The organism is Brevundimonas sp. FG8, from assembly GCF_057808845.1.
This window is the reverse complement of record NZ_JBMDIU010000014.1, coordinates 15,603-31,769: the sequence shown is the minus strand read 5'-3', so window position 1 is coordinate 31,769 and position 16,167 is coordinate 15,603. Positions and strand designations below refer to the sequence as shown.

Here is a 16,167-nt window from a genome sequence, read left to right as displayed (position 1 = left end):
GAAGGCGGGAGGCCCGGTCCTCGGACCGGGCCTTCAGCGCCTCAGTCGATGGTGCGTTCGTTCTGGTAGACCGGGCGATGGTTGCTCGGCGGGCCGCCCGGGCGGGCGACGCGGGACTCGAACTCGGCGGCCGCGTTCGGGTCGTAGCGGCCCGGGAAGACGTAGCCGCTGTCGCTGAAGTAGGGATAGCCGCCCAGCTGGCCCGAGCCATAGGGGTAGCCGTAGCCGCCATAGAGACCGTTCTCGGTCTGGCGGTAGCTGAGGCTGAGGCGGGCGTTGTCGCCGACGGGCAGGGTCACCGCCATGCCGTAGTCGCGGTAGCCGCCGGTGCCGATTCCGGCGACGAACTCGCCGTGCATCTTGCGGTCATCGACCGGGCGGTCGGCCCGCTCGCGGGAATAGGGGGTCGCGTCCGGATCGCGGCTTTCCAGCCAGCGGTCGATCTGCTGGTCCGTGGTGAGGTTGTGCGGCCGGGCGGCCTGCCGGGCCGCGCCCTCGGCGGTCGGCGCGGCAGGCGCGGCGGCCACCGCCGTCAGGTCCACCGTGGTCGCCGGAGCGGTCGTCACGATCTCGTCGGGATCGCCGCCAGCCAGAGCCGCCGCGAATATGAGGGCCGAAATCATCATGCGCCTACTCCCTGTACAGGCCTACCCTAACCCTGATTGCGGCAAAGGTCAGGCGGTTCCGTCGCCCCGGTTCAAGGGGTCGCGCAGCGGCTGGCCTTCCGGCACGAATTCAAGCGCCACCGAGTTGATGCAGTAGCGCAGCCCGGTAGGGGGCGGACCGTCGGGGAAGACGTGCCCCTGATGGCCGCCGCAACGGGCGCAGACGGTCTCGGTCCGCACCATGCCGTAGCTGGTGTCGGTGATGGCCCTCACATGGCTCTCATCGACCGGCTGGGTGAAGCTGGGCCAGCCGGTGCCGCTTTCGAACTTGGTCCCCGCGCGGAACAGCGGCAGGCCGCATTCCCGGCAGCAGAAGACCCCGGCCCGCTTCTCGCCCAGCAGGACGCCGCAGAAGGGCGCCTCGGTGCCGTGGGACAGAAGGACCCGGGCCTCCTCGGCCGTCAGGTCCGCCTCGAGCCGCTCGCGCTCGGCCTCGGTCGGCGGGGTGAGGTCATATCCGGAGGGGGAGCGATGGGTGTCGGTCATGGGAGTCCAGATAGGAGGTGAAGGGTCGCGGCGCCAGCGCGGGATCACAGCACGCGAAGCCTCGGGCCGCGCTCGCCCGGGCGGTCGATCAGCAGGTCGGTGACGGCCCAGACCAGGGCGTCGGCGCGGTCCAGCGAGCCCTCGCCCAGTTCGGCGCCGAGCAGCATCAGTTCCTCCTCCAGCGCATCGAACAGACCGGCGTGCTTCACCCGGCCCTGTTCGTAGAGGGCGGCGACGGGTTCGGCGCGCAGCATCTTGCCTTTCGTGGCGCGGACGGTGCGGACCGGCAGGGGGCGATCAACGGCCTTGAGCACGGACGCGACCATGTCCCCGCCCTGATTGACCTCGGCCACGATGCAGGTCGCCCCGACCTCATGCGCGAGGGCCACGGCGCGGCGGGCCCATTCCTCGGGCGAGAGCCCGTGGGCAGACCGGTCAGCCAGAACCACCGCCTCGCGAACCCCGTCCGGGCGCAGACGTGACGCGGCCGCGATGATGCCGCAGGCGTCCCCCGTGGCGGTGGCCGGAGGGTCGATGGCGACGACGATCCGCTCGTAAGTGGCCCTACCGTCCTTCGGACTACTTGAGGGCGGTCGTCCTTCTGCCCCAAGGGGAGAAGGATGCTGTGTGTCGGGAGACCTCGCCAGCGCCATCATCGTCGCCGTGAACAGGGCGCCGTCGAGGTCGACGATTTTGCCGTCCAATTCCTGGGCCTCGCGGCGGGTGCCGCCGTAGAGGTCGCGCAGGCCCTCGATGAAGCCGGGCGCGAGGTGGGCGGCGTTGTCGGCGCTGCCCGCATGGGTCAGGGCGCAGGAAGCCTCGTCCTTGAGACGGATGAGGGCGCGCATGGGTCTGGGTGTGGTGGTGACGAGGAGGCGTGGGGGGTGTCGGAGGCCCGGACCAACCCCTCCACCACCCTTCGCCTTCGGCTCCGGATGGTCCCCCTCCCCACCTTCGGTGGAGAGGTGAGCGTAGGCGTAGCGTCCGGCGAACGGTGTGGGCTTCGACATACCGGCCGCGTCGGGTCGGGAGGTCCCCGAAAGGGCCGACGGTCCGCGGCCCAAGGACAATGGCCCCGGCAACCGCAGCCCCATCCGGAGCAGGGCGAGCGTTTCGGCGGCGCCGCGGGCGCCGGTGGGGCGCCAGGCGCAGAATTCGTCGGCCCAGGCGGCGCTGAACTGGGGACCGCGCAGGCTGTCAGGGTCTTCGGCGGAGAAGGCGTAGGCGATGCAGCCGTTGGCGAATTTCAGGCGGCGGCGCGAGCTTTCGAAGACCGGACGGGTCTTCGCCGTCCAGCGCGGCAGGCTGCGGATACCCGAGACGCCCTCGATCATCACCTCGCGCACGTCGTGCAGGGTCGGACCGATCAGGGCCAGACGGCCGCCGGCGCCGAGGGCCTCGGCCTGATCGGCCAGCCACTCGGCGCCCGCCTGGGTCTTGCCCGCGCCGCGTCCGCCCAGAAACAGCCAGGTGCGCCAGGGCTCGCCGTTCGGCAGGGCCTCGGGCGGGGTCTGGGCCGGACGCAGATCGAGCGGCGGCGGGACCGGTTCGGGGTCAGGTTCTGACGGCGGGGGTTCGGCGGCGTCGCTGACGACGGGCTGGCCGCGATGACGGCGGCGCGCCTGCCAGAAGCGCAGGGCGATCATGCCGATGCGACCCAGACGGCCGAAATCCTCGACCCGCCCCTCACCGGCCGCGTCGGCCATGGTGGCCTCGATCGAGTCGAGGGTGGCGTCGGGATCGTCGGGATGGAAATGGAAGACCATCTCCTCACGCCGCTCCTCGCGCCGGAGGCGGCGTTCGGTCCTGGGGGGTGTGTCCGGGGTCGCGTTCATCCCGTGATTATCCCACGGTCCGGAAGGGGGTGATGACGTTTGACGCTGGCCCCGAGCCGAGGGGTTTCAGAACAAGAGGTTAGAGAGGGGGATTGCGCAGGCTGGGGCGACATCCGAACAGTGGTCATCCGCGTAAAAAACGCCCCACCTGAAAAAGAGGGGTCGGCTTTGAACCTTTGCCGTTCTGGCGACCTCTATCGAGCCGAGCAGATGACCGCCTGATGCCGTATGATTTGAGAGAAGCCTTGCGCCCGGAGACCGAACGCGCCGCCCACGAGCTGAACGCGGCGTACAAATTGGTCATCGCCGCCCGCCGGTGGCGGGCCCGACTGACGGATATCCTGAAACGTGACGGGGCGTCCGACAGCGACTTCTCGGTCCTGTATCATCTGGCGGCCGCGCCCACGGGCCTGAAGCAGGGCGAACTGGCGGAACGGATGGGCGTGAGGGGACCGACCCTGACGCGGCTGCTGGACGGACTGGAGGCCCGGGGCTGGGTCCGACGGGGCGAGATCATCGGCGACCGCCGGTTCAAGCTGATCAAATTGACCACGCTCGGCTGCGACACGGTGCGGGACCTGGACCCCCTGGCGCGGTCGCTCCGCGATCACATTTTCGACGGCTGCACGGACGAACAGATCATCGCGTTCCAGGCGATGCTGGACCGGATTCTGGAGCGCAGCGCCGCGGACTGAACGGGGCTCAGTGCGCCGTGGGACCGCGAGATCCGACGGCGTCACCCGCCGCGCGACGGCGGCGAAGGATGTCAGACCAGTGATCGGCCAGCACCAGCAGTCCATGACGGCGATTGTCGTCAGGTTCGCTGACGGCCTCGGCGATCAACCGGGACATCTCGGCGCGGACTTCAGAAGGCGGTTTCAGCGGGGTCATGCGAGGGGAAGCCCCCGCCCCTGAGTCGGGTTTCAGCGGGACCGCAAAGAAAAGCCGTGCCTTGTCAGTGTGCAACATCCGGGGACCCCGCGCCGGGGCCGGATTTCAGCAGCTGATCGACATGGGCCGTCAGGGTTTCGGGCGAGAAGGGTTTGAGCAGTGTGGCCTCGGCCCCGAAGGCGCTGGCGGTCTGCAACAGATAGCTGCCGTCCAGCACCCCGCCCGCCGAGATCGCGAGGATGGGGAAGGCCCGCCCGCGCTCGCGCAGCTTCAGGATGGTCTCCAGCCCGTCGCGGTTGGGCATGAGGATGTCGAGGATCATCAGATCGACCGGCTGTTCCTCCACCAGCGCCGCCGCCGCCAGACCGTCACGCGCGGTCAGGGTCCGGTGCCCCGCCCCGCCCAGCACCGCCGAGATGAAGTCCAGCACATCGGGATCGTCATCCACCACCGCGATCCGCGCCATCCGCCGTCTCCCTCCGAAGCCCTTCCCGGGGCCACGGTTCAGCCTTGGGAACGGAATGTCAACTTTGACGTGTGCGACGCGGGGTCGCTGAAAGGGATGGTGCGGGGCGCAAGGCTCCCGCTAGAACAGCGGCATGAGTATCGAAGACGACGCCCTGCCGACGGTGACGACGCCGGAAGCGGCGGAGTAGGATTGGATGGCCGGCCCGCACGACGCCCTGATCGCCGCCGCCGCCAAGGCCGCGCTGGGGCCGTCGGGGTTCCGACGGAAGGGGCGGTCGCGGGTCTGGATCGCCGATCACGGCTGGTGGCTGAATGTCGTGGAGTTCCAGCCCAGCGGCTGGCAGCGCGGCAGCTATCTGAATGTCGCCGCCCACTGGCTGTGGTCCGACAGCGGCTATCTGAGCTTTGACCACGGCGGGCGGATCGACGGCTTCATTGCCTATGAGGGGGACGCGCAGTTCGCCGAGGCCGCCGCCGCTCTGGCCGACAAGGCGGCTGTGGGCGCGCGTGCGCTGGCGGCGGCGATCACCTCGCCTGAGGCGCTGGCCGGGATTCTGAGAGCCTCCGACGCCGTCGCGCGACCGGCGCTGAAAGCCAGTTGGCCCGGCTATCATCTGGCCGTGGCGGAAGCACTGTCGGGACAGGCCGCCGAGGCGCGCCTGCTGCTGGAGGCGATCACGGATGACCGTGTGAAGCCCGCCGCATCGCGCATGGCGGGGCTGGTGACCGACCCTGTCCGCGTGAGGCAAGGCGTGTCCGATCTGATCGACCGCCAAAGGGAAGCCTTGAAGCTTCCCGGGCTGTCGCGGTCGACGTTCGCCTGACGCCTACTCCCGCCAGTAGGACGAACTGCGCCAGACACGGGTCCAATAGCCTACGAAGCCCAGGATCGTCCCGCCGACGACATAGCCGATCAGGCTGAGCAGCACCGGCTCCTTGGCGAAGAAAAATCCCGCGCAGAGGCCCATCAGGCCGCCGAGGGCGGCGTGAAGTCCGCCGAACGCCTCGCGCGACAGGTTCTGGACGAACATCAGGCAGACACCCAGCATCGACAGGCAGAAGATCACGCCGCACCCGAACAGGAGCCGCAGGCCGTCGCCCTGCATCAGTCCTCCGGCCGCCGCCGAGGCGACGGCGACGATCACGAAGATCGTGCTGGCCGGGATCAGAAAGGCGGGCGGTTCCTTCGACATGAGAGGATCATCGACGGGCGGACCTGACGGCGCAAGGCGTCAGCGCCGATAGTCCGGCGTCGCCAGCGGCATCGGCGTCGGGTTCAGGGCGACCCAGCGGACGGCGAGGTCGCAGAGTTCAGCGCCCGCCCCGTCGCGGGTGCGGGCCTCCCGGATCAGGACGGCGGCGCGGGCGCGGTCGGGGTCCGGCAAGGGCGCGCCTGTGGCGGTGTGGTCGAGGAAGGCCTGACCCATCTTGCGGTAGTCGGCGTCCCAGTTGACGCCGCCGTTGCGCTCGACCTCGTCGGTGATCCGGCCGGCGATGCGGATGACCTCGCCCTGCACGGTCTTCGCCGCGCCGCTGGAGGGGACCAGCGCCTGCCACAGGGCGTCGTGCTGGTCGGCCGGTTTGCCGGGCGGGACGAGGATCGGCGCCTTGCCGTCGTGCATCCTCCGGCGGGCGACCGGCGTGACGTCGAAGGTGGCGTAGAGCCGGTCGAGCGCGTCGCTGAACTCGTCAACCGAGTCCGGGTTGAAGCCCGCGCGGTGGAACTCGAAATTCTCGCCGATCCGGGTGACGGCGGCCTGCATGTCCGGGGTGACCGGGCTGCCGGACGCGCCGCCTGAGAATGCGCCTTTCAGCCGGTCGAGCAGGCCCGGTTTGGCGGCGGGCGTCGCGGCCAGCAGCAGGGGCGCGATGTCGGCCATCGAAACGATCTGGATATTGCTGCACTGGCGCAGACCCAGCTCCAGCGGAGTCAGGCCCGCGCCGTTGCGGGCGTCGGCGCGGGCGCCCCGGGCCAGCAGAAGCCGCACAGCCTCCGCCTTCCCCGACGCCGTGGCGCGATGCAGGGGGGTATCGCCGGAGCGGTCCGTCGCATGGATGTCGGCGCCCAGTTCAAGCAGCAGGGCGACCTTGCCGTTCCAGGCGCCAGCGTGGTGATACAGGGGCGTGCGCCCGTAGCTGTCCAACGCCTCCAGGTCCGCGCCCTGCTCGACCAGCCAGCGGATAAGGGGTTCCGGCGCGTCATTGAAGGCCAGCGCCGTCTGTTTGCCGTAGCCGCCCCGCGCCTCCAGCTCGCAGGTGTCGAAGACCGCCTTCAGCGCCTCGAGATCGCCCGCCGTCAGCAGATCGCCGAAGGCCTTGGGCAGGGTCTTCTTCTTCGCCTTGGACATTGGAGGCCTTCCGGAGGTCAACGCAACAGCGGGGATCAAACACGGTCGCCGGAAGCCGGTCCATCGTCGGGTCGTGAATACGGCGGCGCGGGAAACCGGTTGTCAGGCTTTACCCGTCAGGGTGGCGGTCTCCCTCGCAGCAGACGGACACCTGATGCGCCCCTCCCCGGCGGTTCTGGCCCTCGGCCTCGCGCTCGTCGTCGCTCCGGCGGCGGCGGAGGCGTGCGCCGTGCCGCGTCCGTTCGATCCGCACTGGGTGAAGGACGCCGACGCCGTGGTGGCCGGTCGGGTGACAGAGCACAGCCGCGAGCGGGTGAAGGTTCGCGACCTTGATATTGAATGGATTTCCTCCGGGACCGGCTCTGTTCGGGTGGAACGGGAGCGCTGGTTTGACCGCGAAACCGTCACCGTCGACGTCGCGGTGGATCAGGTCCTGATGGGCGAGGCGCCGAAGCAGCTGCGGCTGGACTGGCCCCGACAGTTCGTTCCGGGAGAGACCGACTTCGCGCCCGGACACTATGTGATCGCGTTGAAGCGCGGGCCGTCGGGGCGGCCGGACGATGAGCGCCTCGTGATCTATTCCAGCCTGTGCCGGGGCGGGGATCTGTACGCCCCCAGCGGCTCCGCGCGCGGCATGGCCTTCATCCGGGTGCTGATGGGGCGAGACCCCGAAGCGCCGCCCCCGCCGAAGCGGCCCGACCCCATCGCGGAGCCGCGCGGGGTCCACGCGGCGGCCCCCGCCCCCGCGCCGATCTGGAACGACCTGCGGCGCCAGGAGCCCGAATGGTGGAGACGCATCCCGGTCCTGCCCGTGGTGCTGGCCGGCGGCGCGCTGGGCGGGGCGATCCTGGGCGGCATCTTCAGTCTGCGGCGGCGGAAGCGGAAGTCGTCGCCGATCAACGTGGCAGGGCGTTGATCCAGGCCTCGACGGCGGCGGTGTCGGACATGCCGCCGTCGAAGCGGTGGGTCGGGGTGACCGGCTGGTTATGGCCGCGCGGGCGGCCGATGTAATACTTCATCGGCAGGGACATTGAGCCCAGACCGCTGGGCATGCGGACGCCACGAACCTCCATCTAGATGGTGTCGGCGCCGGTCTCGCGTCCGACGGGAACCGCGCCGAAGCGGGTCCACAGGTCGACGGCGTCGAGGCAGGCTGACATGCAGGTCTCGTCGGTCAGGACGAAGACCCGGCCCTGACAGACACCCAGAACCCCATGACTCACTCCCCGGCGATGTTTGGATGAGGGACGTTATGGCGCCGGGCCGTTCGCACCAACCGTCGGATGCGAGCCGCCCCGGTTGATGCGGCAGGCGCCCGTCAGACCTCCGGGGCGGCCACCACGATCTTTCCCCGGGCGCGACCGGAATCCAGCCGGGCGAAGGCGGCGTTGAGATCCTCGAACGGCAGGACCTGATCGATCACCGGACGCAGGGTTCCCGCCTCGAACAGGGCGGTCAGCTTTTCGAGCTGCGCTCCGTTCGCGCGCATGAAGAGGAAGGCGTAGTCGACGCCCCGCGCGGCGGCAGCATGGCGGACCCGGCGGCTCATGAGCCCCAGCAGTCCGCGCATGAGCCAGTTCATTCCCGCCGCCTTGCCGAAGGCCGGATCGGGCGGGCCGGACAGGGAGATCAGCTTGCCGCCCGGTTTGAGCACCTGAAGCGACCGTTCGAGGGTGGCCGGATCGAGGCTGTGCAGGACCAGATCGTAGCCGGACAGCTCGGTCGCGAAATCCTGGCTGTGGTAGTCGATGACGACATCGGCGCCGAGGCCGCGCACCAGATCGGCGTTGGCGGCGCTGGTGGTGGTCGCCACGGTTGCGCCGAGATGCTTGGCCAACTGGATCGCCAAGGTCCCGACACCGCCGGACCCGGCCTGGATGAACACCTTCTGGCCCGGCTTCAACTGCCCCACCTCGACCAGAGCCTGCCAGACGGTCAGGCCGACCAGCGGGATCGAGGCGGCCTCGGCGACGGACAGGTTGGCGGGGGCGCGGGCGACATCCGCCTGATGCACCGCGATCCGCTGGGCGAAGCCGCCGATGCGGCCGTCGCGCGGGCGGGCGTAGACGACGTCGCCGACCTTGAAGCGCTGAACAGCCGGGCCGACCGCCGAGACCCTGCCCGCCACATCGTGCCCGAGCACGACCGGCGGACGGTAGGGCAGGATCGGCTTGAAGGCGCCGTCCCGGATTTTGGAATCGAGCTGATTGAGCCCGGCGGCGCCGATCTCGATCACGACATCCGCATCGCCCGGCACGGGCTCGGGCCAGTCGCCGAAACGGAAGGCGCCGCCCTTTTCGTAGCGGTCCAGACTCCAGGCTTTCATGGCGACCTCAGCTCTTCTTGCGATAGCGGTCGGCCGGGACGGTGTTGCCGAAGCTGGGCAACATCGCCTGACGGGCGCCCTGGAAGGCGTCCCACAGGGCGCCGTGGTGCAGGGGCGGAATGGTGATCGCCTCCCGACTGTCGAAACCGGCGAGAGCGGCGTCCACCAGATCACCGACCTCCATCAGGGGCGGCAGCTTGTCCGGATCGGCGCCGGAGCGGTCCCAGATCTCGGTGCGGGTGCCCGCCGGAAGCACGGCCTGCACATAGACGCCCCGGGGCCCCAGTTCCTGGGCCAGCCCCTGTGACAGGTACAGGACGAAGGCCTTGGTCGCGCCATAGACCGACAGGCCCATCTCCGGCGCCAGACCGACGACCGAGCCGATGTTGATGATGGCCCCCGCCCCTGCTTCGGCGAAGCGGGGCGCGACCGCGCTGGCCAGACCGGCGACGGCGGAGGCGTTCAGGCTGACCAGTTTGAGGACGTCATCCGTAGCCTGACGGGTGAAGCCGCCGCCCAGACTGGCCCCGGCATTGTTCACCAGCACGCTGATCCGCTCATCATCCCGCAGGCGGGCCGCGACGGCCTGAAGATCGTCCGGCCGGGTCAGATCCGCCTGAAGCACGTCGATGGCCACTCCGGTTTCGGCGCGCAGGCGATCGGCGAGCGCCTCCATCCGCGCCTTGTCGCGGGCGACCAGCACCAGATCATGGCCCCGGCGGGCGAACCGGTCGGCGTAGGTCGCGCCGATGCCGCTGGAGGCGCCGGTGATCAGGACGGCGGGACGGTCAGACATGGGGTCAGCTCCTGTTTTCCAATCATGACAATCATCATGATTGTTGCCAAATATGACCACCATCATGTATCCGTCAATCCCGAAGATGGAGATGAGGCGATGAAGGTCAGCCGGGAGCAGATGCAGGCCAACCGGAAGCGTATTCTGGACGCCGCCGGTGAGAAGTTCCGCGAGAAGGGCTTTGACGCCGTCAGCGTGGCGGAAGTGATGAAGGCCGCCGGGCTGACCCACGGCGGCTTCTACGGCCATTTCGCCTCGAAGGACGACCTGATCGCGCAGACGGTCTCGCATCTGACGACGGAGACCCTGACCCGTCGCGGGGACGGTCTGGAGGCGTATATCGACGCCTATCTGTCGCCGGGACATCGGGATGATCGGGCCGGAGGCTGTCCGACGGCCGCCCTCGCCGCCGATGCGCCCCGTCAGTCGCCGGACGGACGGGCGGCGATGTCACAGGGCGTGCGGGCCCAGATAGACCGCTTCAGCCGGGCGATCTCCGCGACGCCCGACGAGGCGGACCGGCAGGCGGCGATCGGCGCCTGGGCCGCGATGGTCGGCGCGGTGATCCTGTCGCGTGCGGTCGATGACGAAGCCCTGTCGGACGAAATCCTGACCGCGACCCGGGCCAGTCTCAGGGCGAAGACAGCCGGCTGAACGATCTCACCCGTCGGGGATCAGCCCCTTGCGGACCATGCTGTCCCCGGCGGCGATAATCGCCTCGCGCGGGGGACGCGGGGTCCAGCCGAGGAGACGCCGGGCCTTGTCGTTGGTGGTTTTTTTAACATAGCCGAGGTCGGCCACATAGGGCCGCACCTGCCGGTTGAAGATCGCGCTCAGACGCAGGACCAGATCGGGGATGGTGCGGGTCGGCACGCGTTCGGCGGACGCGCCCAGAGCCTCACGAAGGGTGTCGGCGATCTGCTTCATCGACAACGGAACCCCGTTGGAGATCAGGAAGCGCTGACCGGCGGCCTGCGGCGCCGTCATCGCGGAGACATGTGCCGCCGCAACGTCGCGAACGTCCACGATGGGGATGTACAGGTTCGGCAGGCCCGGCACGGCGCCCGTCAAAAGGCGCTGGATGATGTGGTTCGAGCCGGAGATGTCCCGGCCCATCACCGGTCCCATGACGGCGACGGGCAGCAGGCTGGTCAGTTCCAGCGTCCCGCCTTCGGAGGCGATGAAACCCCACGCGGCGCGTTCGGCCAGTGTCTTGCTCTTGCCGTAGGCGTCGACACCGGGGCCGTCGAGGATGGTCCAGTCATCGTCGTTGAAGACCCGGCCGTCGCGCCGGTAGCCCCAGCTGACGGCGTGGAAGGCCGATGTCAGCACTACACGGCCGACGCCCGCGTCCCGCGCGGTCCGCAAGACCCGGAGCGTGCCGTCCACGGCGGGCGCGATCAGCTGGTTCTCATCCTCGAAATGGCCCGGCTGAACCGGCGAGGCGACGTGCAGGACGACGTCGATGCCGCTCATGGCCCCAGCCCAGCCGTCGTCCCGCATCAGATCGGCGGCGACGAACCCCAGAGCCGTGTCATCCTGAAGTCCGGCGTCATGCAGGACAGCGCGCACGTCGCCTTCGCGATCAAGCGAGCGTAGCGTCGCCCGGACCCGATGTCCCTGTTCGATCAATTGCAGGATGCAGTGTCCGGCGATGAAGCCGGAGCCGCCAGTGACGAGGACGTGTTTGCGGGTCATGGCTGACGCTCTCCGGTGACGGCGGGGGCGGTGCGTTGTTCGCGCCACCGCGAGGGGCTGGTCTGTTCCCAGCCGCGAAAGGCGCGAGCGAAGGAGTTCGCCTCCTCGAAGCCGAGCAACATGGAGATGGCGGTCGTATCGAGATCGGTATCCGCCAGCAGACGGCCGGCCGTCGTGCGCCGGACCCCGCCGAGCTGGATCTGGAAAGAGGTTCGGTCCCGGGTCAGCCGACGCTGAAGCGTCCGAATGCTGGTCCCGAGACGACCGGATACCGCCTGCACGGTCGCCGGGCGCCCCTCGCTGAGCTGGCGGGCGATCGCCACGCGCACCAGACCGATGAAGGCGGAAAAGCCCTCCCCTCGCCCCAGCCGGGCCTCGAGCTGTTCAAGGACGTGGCCGAAGGCGCCGCTGTCAGCGGTGACGAAGGGAACTGTGAGGGCGTCACGGTCAAAGACCATCGCATCCCATGTCGCGCCGAACACGACAGGGCAGCCGAAGTGGCGCTCGAGCAGGGCGCGGTCCGCCGGACGGCGTGACAGCTCCACCCGGACCGGCGCGACACGCCCGCCGCTTCCACGCCCGGCGAGCGCCGCCAGCGAAGCGAGGACGGTGTCCACGAGCAGACGCGGCGGGGCGCCGGTCGCCTGAAGCCAGCGGTAGCGGACCACCACCTCTGTTCCGAAGCTTTCTATCTCGACCAGTTCCGGGCAGGTCAGGCTCTTGTATCGGGACAGGCTGGACAGGGCGGCGCCGAAGTCCGGCGCATGCAGCGCGACGATGGCGGCCACGCCATAACCCCCGTCGATCCCGCCGGCGCCGAACCGCAGCCCCGCCGCACGATCCTCGATCTCCTGCCCGGCGGCGGTCCAGAGGGCGAAGAAGTCGCTGGTGTCCCAGGCGTTCGACGCCGGTACGCCCGCGCGCTCGCACAGGCGGTTCAGATCAAACGCCTCAAGGGCGCGTGGCGACAGGGTGAAGGTCCCGGGGGTCCGCATGGATCGAAAATACCGGCGGCCAAGGGTCGTCGACAAATCCGATCACGCCAAATCGCAGGCCTCAGCCCGGCGCCGTCCCTTCCGTCACATCCCCGAACACCCGGCGGAAGCTGGTCTTCAGGGCGTCGTCGGCCTCGTCCATGGTGGCCGGGACGCCGAGGTCGACGAGGCTGGTGACGCCGTGGTCCTGGATGCCGCAGGGGACGATGCCGCCGAAGTGGGTCAGGTCGGGTTCGACGTTCAGGCTGATACCGTGGAAGCTGACCCATTTACGGACCTTGACGCCGATGGCGGCGATCTTGTCCTCGCGGGACCAGCCGGGGCCCTTGCGCTCGACCCACACGCCGACGCGGCCCTCGCGCACGTCAGCGGGGACGTTGAATTCATCAAGGGCGCCGATGATCCACTGTTCGAGGCCGCGGACGAAGGCGCGGATGTCCTTGCCGCGCTGGTTCAGGTCCAGCATCACATAGGCCACGCGCTGGCCGGGGCCGTGATAGGTGAACTGGCCGCCCCGTCCGCTGCGGTGGACCGGGAAGCGCCCGACGTCGAGCAGGTCCTCATCCTTTGACGAGACGCCGGCCGTGTAGAGAGGCGGATGCTCCAGCAGCCAGATCAGTTCGGGCGCCTCACCGGCGGCGATGGCGGCGGCGCGGGCCTCCATGGCCTCGACGGCGGCGGGATAATCGACATAGCCGGTCGAGACCGCCCATTCGACGGGGCGACCGTCGGCGCGCGCCAGCTTTGATACGGTTTCGCTTAAGGACTGGGAAAGCATGATGCCCCCAATGTGGGGATCAGGAGCCCCATGCAAGACCACTCCGCCGTATCACCTTCAGTATCAGAGTCCCCCGTGAGCCAGATCGAATCCGTCGATGTCGAGATCTCGGTTGTCCTGGGGCGCTCCGTGCTGCCCATGAGCCAGCTGCTGAAAATGGGCCGGGGCGCGGTGATTCCGCTGGATGCGTCGGAGCATGACGAGGTCTGGATCCTGGCCAACAATCACCCGGTGGCGCGTGGCGAGATCGAGATCCGCGACGACCGGATCGCGATCACCGTGACGCGCGCGGCGGACGTGTATGACTTCATGGCCGGGGCGGCTTGAGGGCAGCACTCAGAAATTAGGGCGTAGGAATTAGGGCGTAGGGAGTTTTTGGCGGAGTTTCGGGTGTCCGGAGTTCGTAGCTACAAAGACCTGCTGGTTTGGCAAAAAGCGATGGATGTCGCAGCGGCCACCTATGAACTAACCCGCGCCTATCCACGCGAAGAACTGTTCGGCCTGACCTCCCAGAGCCGCCGTATCGATCGCCGCCAATATCGCCGAGGGCTACGGTCGTGACAGCCGCCCGAGCTTCATCCAGTTCCTCCGTGTGTCACAAGGCTCGCTGAAGGAACTTGAAACCCATCTGCTGCTTGCTGCTCGCGTGACCGTGACAGAGTCCCGGACGATCGAACCGATTCTGCGTGATCTGGATGAACTTGGTAAAATGCTGCGAGGCCTGATCAAAGCGCTGAACAGTCGACGCAGCGCTGACCCTACGCCCTAATTCCTACGCGCTAATTTTCTCTACCCAGCCGCCTTCACCAGCACCGCGTCCACCGGCTGGATGACGCCGTTGGAGGCGGCGCTTTCGGTGCCGGTGAGGGTGGCGGCGGCGCCGTCGGGGGCGGTGACGCGCAGGGTCTGGCCCTCGCGGGTGAAGGTAAGGACGCCGTCATCCATGGTGCGCATCTCGACCCGGCCGTTGGTGGCGCGATCAAGGGCGGCGTTGATATCGGTGCGGGTGACGGCGCCGGGCACGATGTGGGCCTGAAGCAGCTTGGCGCCCTGGGCCGGCTGATCCTCGCCCGGCGCGCCGCCGGCGGCGGTGAAGGCCGAGTCGGTGGGGGCGAAGATGGTGTAGGGGCCGACGCCTTCCAGAGCGGTTCGCAGGCCAGAAGCCTGCACCACGCCGTCCAGCATGCCGAGATCACCGCTGTCCTTCAGGCTGGCCGCGAGGGTGCTGGTCGAGGGCCGCGGCGCGCCGGCGGCCTCGGGCGTCTCCGGCGTCTGCCCGCAGGCGGCCAGACCGAGGTTGAGCGTGAGGGCGACCGCGGCCGCCCCGATCAGAATCTTGCGCATCGGTCGGGCTCCGTCAGGCCAGCAACTGGATCACGGCCTGGACCAGCCGGGTGGTCGGATCGACCTGGTACACATAGCCGTCGTTGTAGCGATACCAGCGGTCCGGCGTGTCGGCGTACCGGGCGCGGTAGTCGTAGGGGACGTTGTAGATGTCGTAGCCCGAGGGCATGGGCTGGCCGACGGTCCATTGCTGGCCGGTCAGCAGGGCCGCGATCTGGCTGATGCCGTTGTTCTGGCGGTCCACGCCGTAGATGACGCCGTCGGCGTAGCGGTAATCGTACCGGTCCGGCAGGCGGTAATAGTCGGTGAAATAGGTCGGGGCGGGCTGGTAGCTGTATTGCGTCGGCCAGATCGAGCCGGTCGACAGGGCCCCGCCGAGCACTGGCAGCCAGCCCAGCAGGCCGCCCGAGGTGTTCACCCGGTACAGATAGCCGTCGTCATAGCGGTAGCGCTCGCCATTCCGCGCCCAGCGATCCCAGACATAGTCATAGCGGGCGCGGCGCTCGGCTTCGATGCGCCGGGCCTGCCCGGGCGGCAGGCAACCGTTGTCCTTGCGCGCCAGTCCGGGAGGGCAGCCGTTGATGACGACCCGCTCGCGCCGGGGCTCGAAGCGAACGAGGTCACGGACGATTCGGTCGCGGTCGCGATCCCGGTCGCGTTCCAGAACCGGGATGGGCGCGGGGACAGGCGCGACACGGTCAGGCCGGTCGGGACGCCCCGAATTCGGGCGGTCCTCGCGACCCTCACGGTCGGGGCCGCGATCCGCGCGCTGTTCGGGCCGGGCCTGGGGACCACGCTCGCCGCCCCGGGCCTGTTCAGGTCCACGCGGCTGCGCCCGGTCCGGTCCCCTGTCCTGTGCGGGGCCGCCACGCGGAGCGCCCTTTTCAGGGCCGTGGCCGCGACCGTGATCCTGCGCCATCGCCGCCGGCGCTGCGGTCATGGCCAGCGCGAGCGCCAGCGGAATAAGTCTGGACATGTTCGATCCTCAACAGCGCCCCGCGGGTGTCAAAAACGTCTTCTTTGAACACCAGTTCCGGCGCCCCCTTCCCTTTCCCCGCGACCTCCGCTATCAGCCGCCCTCCGATGCGAGCGGTCGTGGCGGAATTGGTAGACGCGCAGCGTTGAGGTCGCTGTGGGGCAACCCGTGGAAGTTCGAGTCTTCTCGACCGCACCATCCTGCTTCGCCCCTTGCGGGGCTTCGCAGGACTGGACATTGGAGTGAGGCGAAGCAGGATGCCCTGCGAAGCCTTGGCGTAGCAGGGCTGCCCTTACCGAGGTCGCCGTGCACTACGTCTATCTGCTCGAAAGTCACGCCGATCCGGCCAGACGCTATGTCGGCGTGACTTCCGATCTGAAAGCTCGCCTGCTGGAGCATAACAGCGGGAAATCCATACATACCGCGAAGTACGCTCCTTGGCGGATCGTCACCTACATTGCCTTCTCGAGTCGCCGTCAGGCAGAGGCGTTCGAACTGTATCTGAAGTCGGGCTCGGGGCACGCTTTCGCGCGTAAACGGCTTTGGTCATCTTGACCGTGG

The 16,167-nt window shown here is 68.9% G+C and carries 22 protein-coding genes, 1 tRNA gene and 1 pseudogene; 8 read left to right on the top strand and 16 right to left on the bottom strand.

Going from position 1 to position 16,167, the window contains the following annotated elements; genetic code table 11:
• Positions 1-41: 41 nt before the first annotated feature.
• The 3 genes from ACODRV_RS16175 to ACODRV_RS16165 are packed head-to-tail and all read right to left on the bottom strand — an operon-like array spanning position 42 to position 2,986.
• Entirely contained in the window at positions 42-626 is a 585-nt protein-coding gene (locus ACODRV_RS16175) for a hypothetical protein (protein ID WP_488909023.1), read from the bottom strand.
• A 48-nt stretch (positions 627-674) separates the two neighbouring features.
• On the bottom strand, positions 675-1,151 hold the full coding sequence (msrB, locus tag ACODRV_RS16170) for a peptide-methionine (R)-S-oxide reductase MsrB (RefSeq protein WP_141627248.1): 477 nt from the start codon (positions 1,149-1,151) through the stop codon (positions 675-677).
• 44 nt (positions 1,152-1,195) lie between these two features.
• Positions 1,196-2,986 carry a terminase large subunit domain-containing protein gene (locus ACODRV_RS16165; protein ID WP_488909022.1) on the bottom strand — a complete coding sequence of 597 codons (1,791 nt, stop codon included), beginning with the start codon at positions 2,984-2,986 and terminating at the stop codon, positions 1,196-1,198.
• A gap of 245 nt (positions 2,987-3,231) precedes the next feature.
• Between ACODRV_RS16165 and ACODRV_RS16160 the strand changes: the two genes are divergently transcribed.
• On the top strand, positions 3,232-3,681 hold the full coding sequence (locus tag ACODRV_RS16160; protein WP_168196840.1) for a MarR family winged helix-turn-helix transcriptional regulator: 450 nt from the start codon (positions 3,232-3,234) through the stop codon (positions 3,679-3,681).
• A 7-nt stretch (positions 3,682-3,688) separates the two neighbouring features.
• Here the strand turns inward: ACODRV_RS16160 and ACODRV_RS16155 are convergent, their stop codons facing one another.
• Both ACODRV_RS16155 and ACODRV_RS16150 read right to left on the bottom strand, forming a co-directional pair.
• Complete coding sequence (locus tag ACODRV_RS16155; RefSeq protein ID WP_488909021.1) at positions 3,689-3,877, bottom strand: hypothetical protein; 189 nt, start codon at positions 3,875-3,877, stop codon at positions 3,689-3,691.
• 64 nt (positions 3,878-3,941) lie between these two features.
• Positions 3,942-4,343 (bottom strand): response regulator, encoded by a 402-nt coding sequence (locus ACODRV_RS16150; protein WP_141627251.1) that lies wholly within the window; start codon positions 4,341-4,343, stop codon positions 3,942-3,944.
• Positions 4,344-4,539: 196 nt separating this feature from the next.
• Between ACODRV_RS16150 and ACODRV_RS16145 the strand changes: the two genes are divergently transcribed.
• Positions 4,540-5,169: a hypothetical protein gene (locus tag ACODRV_RS16145; protein ID WP_488909020.1), complete on the top strand. Its 630-nt coding sequence runs from the start codon at positions 4,540-4,542 to the stop codon at positions 5,167-5,169.
• Between the two features lie 3 nt (positions 5,170-5,172).
• Here the strand turns inward: ACODRV_RS16145 and ACODRV_RS16140 are convergent, their stop codons facing one another.
• Both ACODRV_RS16140 and ACODRV_RS16135 read right to left on the bottom strand, forming a co-directional pair.
• The gene (locus ACODRV_RS16140) at positions 5,173-5,538 is read right to left on the bottom strand and encodes a hypothetical protein (protein ID WP_488909019.1); all 366 of its coding nucleotides are present in this window, start codon (positions 5,536-5,538) and stop codon (positions 5,173-5,175) included.
• A 39-nt stretch (positions 5,539-5,577) separates the two neighbouring features.
• Positions 5,578-6,693, bottom strand: a complete 1,116-nt coding sequence (locus ACODRV_RS16135) for an ankyrin repeat domain-containing protein (RefSeq protein ID WP_488909018.1) — start codon at positions 6,691-6,693, stop codon at positions 5,578-5,580.
• Between the two features lie 154 nt (positions 6,694-6,847).
• Between ACODRV_RS16135 and ACODRV_RS16130 the strand changes: the two genes are divergently transcribed.
• A complete protein-coding gene (locus ACODRV_RS16130) occupies positions 6,848-7,609 on the top strand; it encodes a hypothetical protein (RefSeq protein ID WP_488909017.1) in 762 nt (253 codons plus the stop codon).
• Here ACODRV_RS16130 and ACODRV_RS16125 read toward each other — a convergent pair.
• The 4 genes from ACODRV_RS16125 to ACODRV_RS16110 all read right to left on the bottom strand — a co-directional run bounded on the left by ACODRV_RS16125 (position 7,590) and on the right by ACODRV_RS16110 (position 9,815).
• On the bottom strand, positions 7,590-7,766 hold the full coding sequence (locus ACODRV_RS16125) for a hypothetical protein (protein WP_488909016.1): 177 nt from the start codon (positions 7,764-7,766) through the stop codon (positions 7,590-7,592). The two genes, ACODRV_RS16130 and ACODRV_RS16125, sit on opposite strands and share 20 nt — an antisense overlap.
• Positions 7,767-7,916 carry a hypothetical protein gene (locus ACODRV_RS16120; protein WP_488909015.1) on the bottom strand — a complete coding sequence of 50 codons (150 nt, stop codon included), beginning with the start codon at positions 7,914-7,916 and terminating at the stop codon, positions 7,767-7,769.
• Between the two features lie 95 nt (positions 7,917-8,011).
• A complete protein-coding gene (locus tag ACODRV_RS16115) occupies positions 8,012-9,019 on the bottom strand; it encodes an NADP-dependent oxidoreductase (RefSeq protein ID WP_488909014.1) in 1,008 nt (335 codons plus the stop codon).
• 7 nt (positions 9,020-9,026) lie between these two features.
• A complete protein-coding gene (locus ACODRV_RS16110; RefSeq protein ID WP_488909013.1) occupies positions 9,027-9,815 on the bottom strand; it encodes an SDR family NAD(P)-dependent oxidoreductase in 789 nt (262 codons plus the stop codon).
• Positions 9,816-9,851: 36 nt separating this feature from the next.
• On the opposite strand from ACODRV_RS16110, the gene ACODRV_RS16105 reads away from it, so the two are divergent.
• Complete coding sequence (locus tag ACODRV_RS16105; protein ID WP_488909012.1) at positions 9,852-10,469, top strand: TetR/AcrR family transcriptional regulator; 618 nt, start codon at positions 9,852-9,854, stop codon at positions 10,467-10,469.
• Between the two features lie 6 nt (positions 10,470-10,475).
• On the opposite strand, the gene ACODRV_RS16100 is transcribed toward ACODRV_RS16105, so the two are convergent.
• The 3 genes from ACODRV_RS16100 to lipB all read right to left on the bottom strand — a co-directional run bounded on the left by ACODRV_RS16100 (position 10,476) and on the right by lipB (position 13,286).
• A complete protein-coding gene (locus tag ACODRV_RS16100; protein ID WP_488909011.1) occupies positions 10,476-11,513 on the bottom strand; it encodes an SDR family oxidoreductase in 1,038 nt (345 codons plus the stop codon).
• Positions 11,510-12,508, bottom strand: coding sequence for an AraC family transcriptional regulator ligand-binding domain-containing protein (locus ACODRV_RS16095; protein WP_488909010.1), 999 nt, complete (start codon positions 12,506-12,508; stop codon positions 11,510-11,512). The genes ACODRV_RS16100 and ACODRV_RS16095 overlap by 4 nt, the downstream gene beginning before the upstream one ends.
• A 61-nt stretch (positions 12,509-12,569) precedes the next feature.
• Positions 12,570-13,286: a lipoyl(octanoyl) transferase LipB gene (gene lipB, locus ACODRV_RS16090; RefSeq protein WP_488909009.1), complete on the bottom strand. Its 717-nt coding sequence runs from the start codon at positions 13,284-13,286 to the stop codon at positions 12,570-12,572.
• Positions 13,287-13,316: 30 nt separating this feature from the next.
• On the opposite strand from lipB, the gene ACODRV_RS16085 reads away from it, so the two are divergent.
• Positions 13,317-13,613, top strand: coding sequence for a FliM/FliN family flagellar motor switch protein (locus ACODRV_RS16085; RefSeq protein ID WP_141627262.1), 297 nt, complete (start codon positions 13,317-13,319; stop codon positions 13,611-13,613).
• 63 nt (positions 13,614-13,676) lie between these two features.
• Positions 13,677-14,055 (top strand): annotated as a pseudogene (locus ACODRV_RS16080) (four helix bundle protein).
• Positions 14,056-14,075: 20 nt separating this feature from the next.
• On the opposite strand, the gene ACODRV_RS16075 reads toward ACODRV_RS16080, so the two are convergent.
• Both ACODRV_RS16075 and ACODRV_RS16070 read right to left on the bottom strand, forming a co-directional pair.
• On the bottom strand, positions 14,076-14,630 hold the full coding sequence (locus ACODRV_RS16075) for a fasciclin domain-containing protein (protein ID WP_488909008.1): 555 nt from the start codon (positions 14,628-14,630) through the stop codon (positions 14,076-14,078).
• A gap of 13 nt (positions 14,631-14,643) precedes the next feature.
• Positions 14,644-15,606, bottom strand: coding sequence for a hypothetical protein (locus ACODRV_RS16070; RefSeq protein ID WP_488909007.1), 963 nt, complete (start codon positions 15,604-15,606; stop codon positions 14,644-14,646).
• Positions 15,607-15,719: 113 nt separating this feature from the next.
• Here ACODRV_RS16070 and ACODRV_RS16065 point away from each other — a divergent pair.
• Together ACODRV_RS16065 and ACODRV_RS16060 are read left to right on the top strand one after the other, a co-directional pair.
• A tRNA-Leu gene (locus ACODRV_RS16065) sits at positions 15,720-15,804 on the top strand.
• A 108-nt stretch (positions 15,805-15,912) separates the two neighbouring features.
• Positions 15,913-16,161, top strand: coding sequence for a GIY-YIG nuclease family protein (locus tag ACODRV_RS16060; RefSeq protein ID WP_141627265.1), 249 nt, complete (start codon positions 15,913-15,915; stop codon positions 16,159-16,161).
• Positions 16,162-16,167 lie beyond the last annotated feature (6 nt).

What these genes read in the sequence shown, in the direction of transcription:
- ACODRV_RS16175 (WP_488909023.1), bottom strand. Translation starts at nt 626, where the DNA reads ATGATGATTTCGGCCCTCATATTCGCGGCGGCTCTGGCTGGCGGCGAT.
- msrB (WP_141627248.1), bottom strand. Translation starts at nt 1,151, where the DNA reads ATGACCGACACCCATCGCTCCCCCTCCGGATATGACCTCACCCCGCCG.
- ACODRV_RS16165 (WP_488909022.1), bottom strand. Translation starts at nt 2,986, where the DNA reads ATGAACGCGACCCCGGACACACCCCCCAGGACCGAACGCCGCCTCCGG.
- ACODRV_RS16155 (WP_488909021.1), bottom strand. Translation starts at nt 3,877, where the DNA reads ATGACCCCGCTGAAACCGCCTTCTGAAGTCCGCGCCGAGATGTCCCGG.
- ACODRV_RS16150 (WP_141627251.1), bottom strand. Translation starts at nt 4,343, where the DNA reads ATGGCGCGGATCGCGGTGGTGGATGACGATCCCGATGTGCTGGACTTC.
- ACODRV_RS16145 (WP_488909020.1), top strand. Translation starts at nt 4,540, where the DNA reads ATGGCCGGCCCGCACGACGCCCTGATCGCCGCCGCCGCCAAGGCCGCG.
- ACODRV_RS16140 (WP_488909019.1), bottom strand. Translation starts at nt 5,538, where the DNA reads ATGTCGAAGGAACCGCCCGCCTTTCTGATCCCGGCCAGCACGATCTTC.
- ACODRV_RS16135 (WP_488909018.1), bottom strand. Translation starts at nt 6,693, where the DNA reads ATGTCCAAGGCGAAGAAGAAGACCCTGCCCAAGGCCTTCGGCGATCTG.
- ACODRV_RS16130 (WP_488909017.1), top strand. Translation starts at nt 6,848, where the DNA reads ATGCGCCCCTCCCCGGCGGTTCTGGCCCTCGGCCTCGCGCTCGTCGTC.
- ACODRV_RS16125 (WP_488909016.1), bottom strand. Translation starts at nt 7,766, where the DNA reads ATGGAGGTTCGTGGCGTCCGCATGCCCAGCGGTCTGGGCTCAATGTCC.
- ACODRV_RS16115 (WP_488909014.1), bottom strand. Translation starts at nt 9,019, where the DNA reads ATGAAAGCCTGGAGTCTGGACCGCTACGAAAAGGGCGGCGCCTTCCGT.
- ACODRV_RS16110 (WP_488909013.1), bottom strand. Translation starts at nt 9,815, where the DNA reads ATGTCTGACCGTCCCGCCGTCCTGATCACCGGCGCCTCCAGCGGCATC.
- ACODRV_RS16105 (WP_488909012.1), top strand. Translation starts at nt 9,852, where the DNA reads ATGATTGTTGCCAAATATGACCACCATCATGTATCCGTCAATCCCGAA.
- ACODRV_RS16100 (WP_488909011.1), bottom strand. Translation starts at nt 11,513, where the DNA reads ATGACCCGCAAACACGTCCTCGTCACTGGCGGCTCCGGCTTCATCGCC.
- ACODRV_RS16095 (WP_488909010.1), bottom strand. Translation starts at nt 12,508, where the DNA reads ATGCGGACCCCCGGGACCTTCACCCTGTCGCCACGCGCCCTTGAGGCG.
- lipB (WP_488909009.1), bottom strand. Translation starts at nt 13,286, where the DNA reads ATGCTTTCCCAGTCCTTAAGCGAAACCGTATCAAAGCTGGCGCGCGCC.
- ACODRV_RS16085 (WP_141627262.1), top strand. Translation starts at nt 13,317, where the DNA reads ATGCAAGACCACTCCGCCGTATCACCTTCAGTATCAGAGTCCCCCGTG.
- ACODRV_RS16075 (WP_488909008.1), bottom strand. Translation starts at nt 14,630, where the DNA reads ATGCGCAAGATTCTGATCGGGGCGGCCGCGGTCGCCCTCACGCTCAAC.
- ACODRV_RS16070 (WP_488909007.1), bottom strand. Translation starts at nt 15,606, where the DNA reads ATGTCCAGACTTATTCCGCTGGCGCTCGCGCTGGCCATGACCGCAGCG.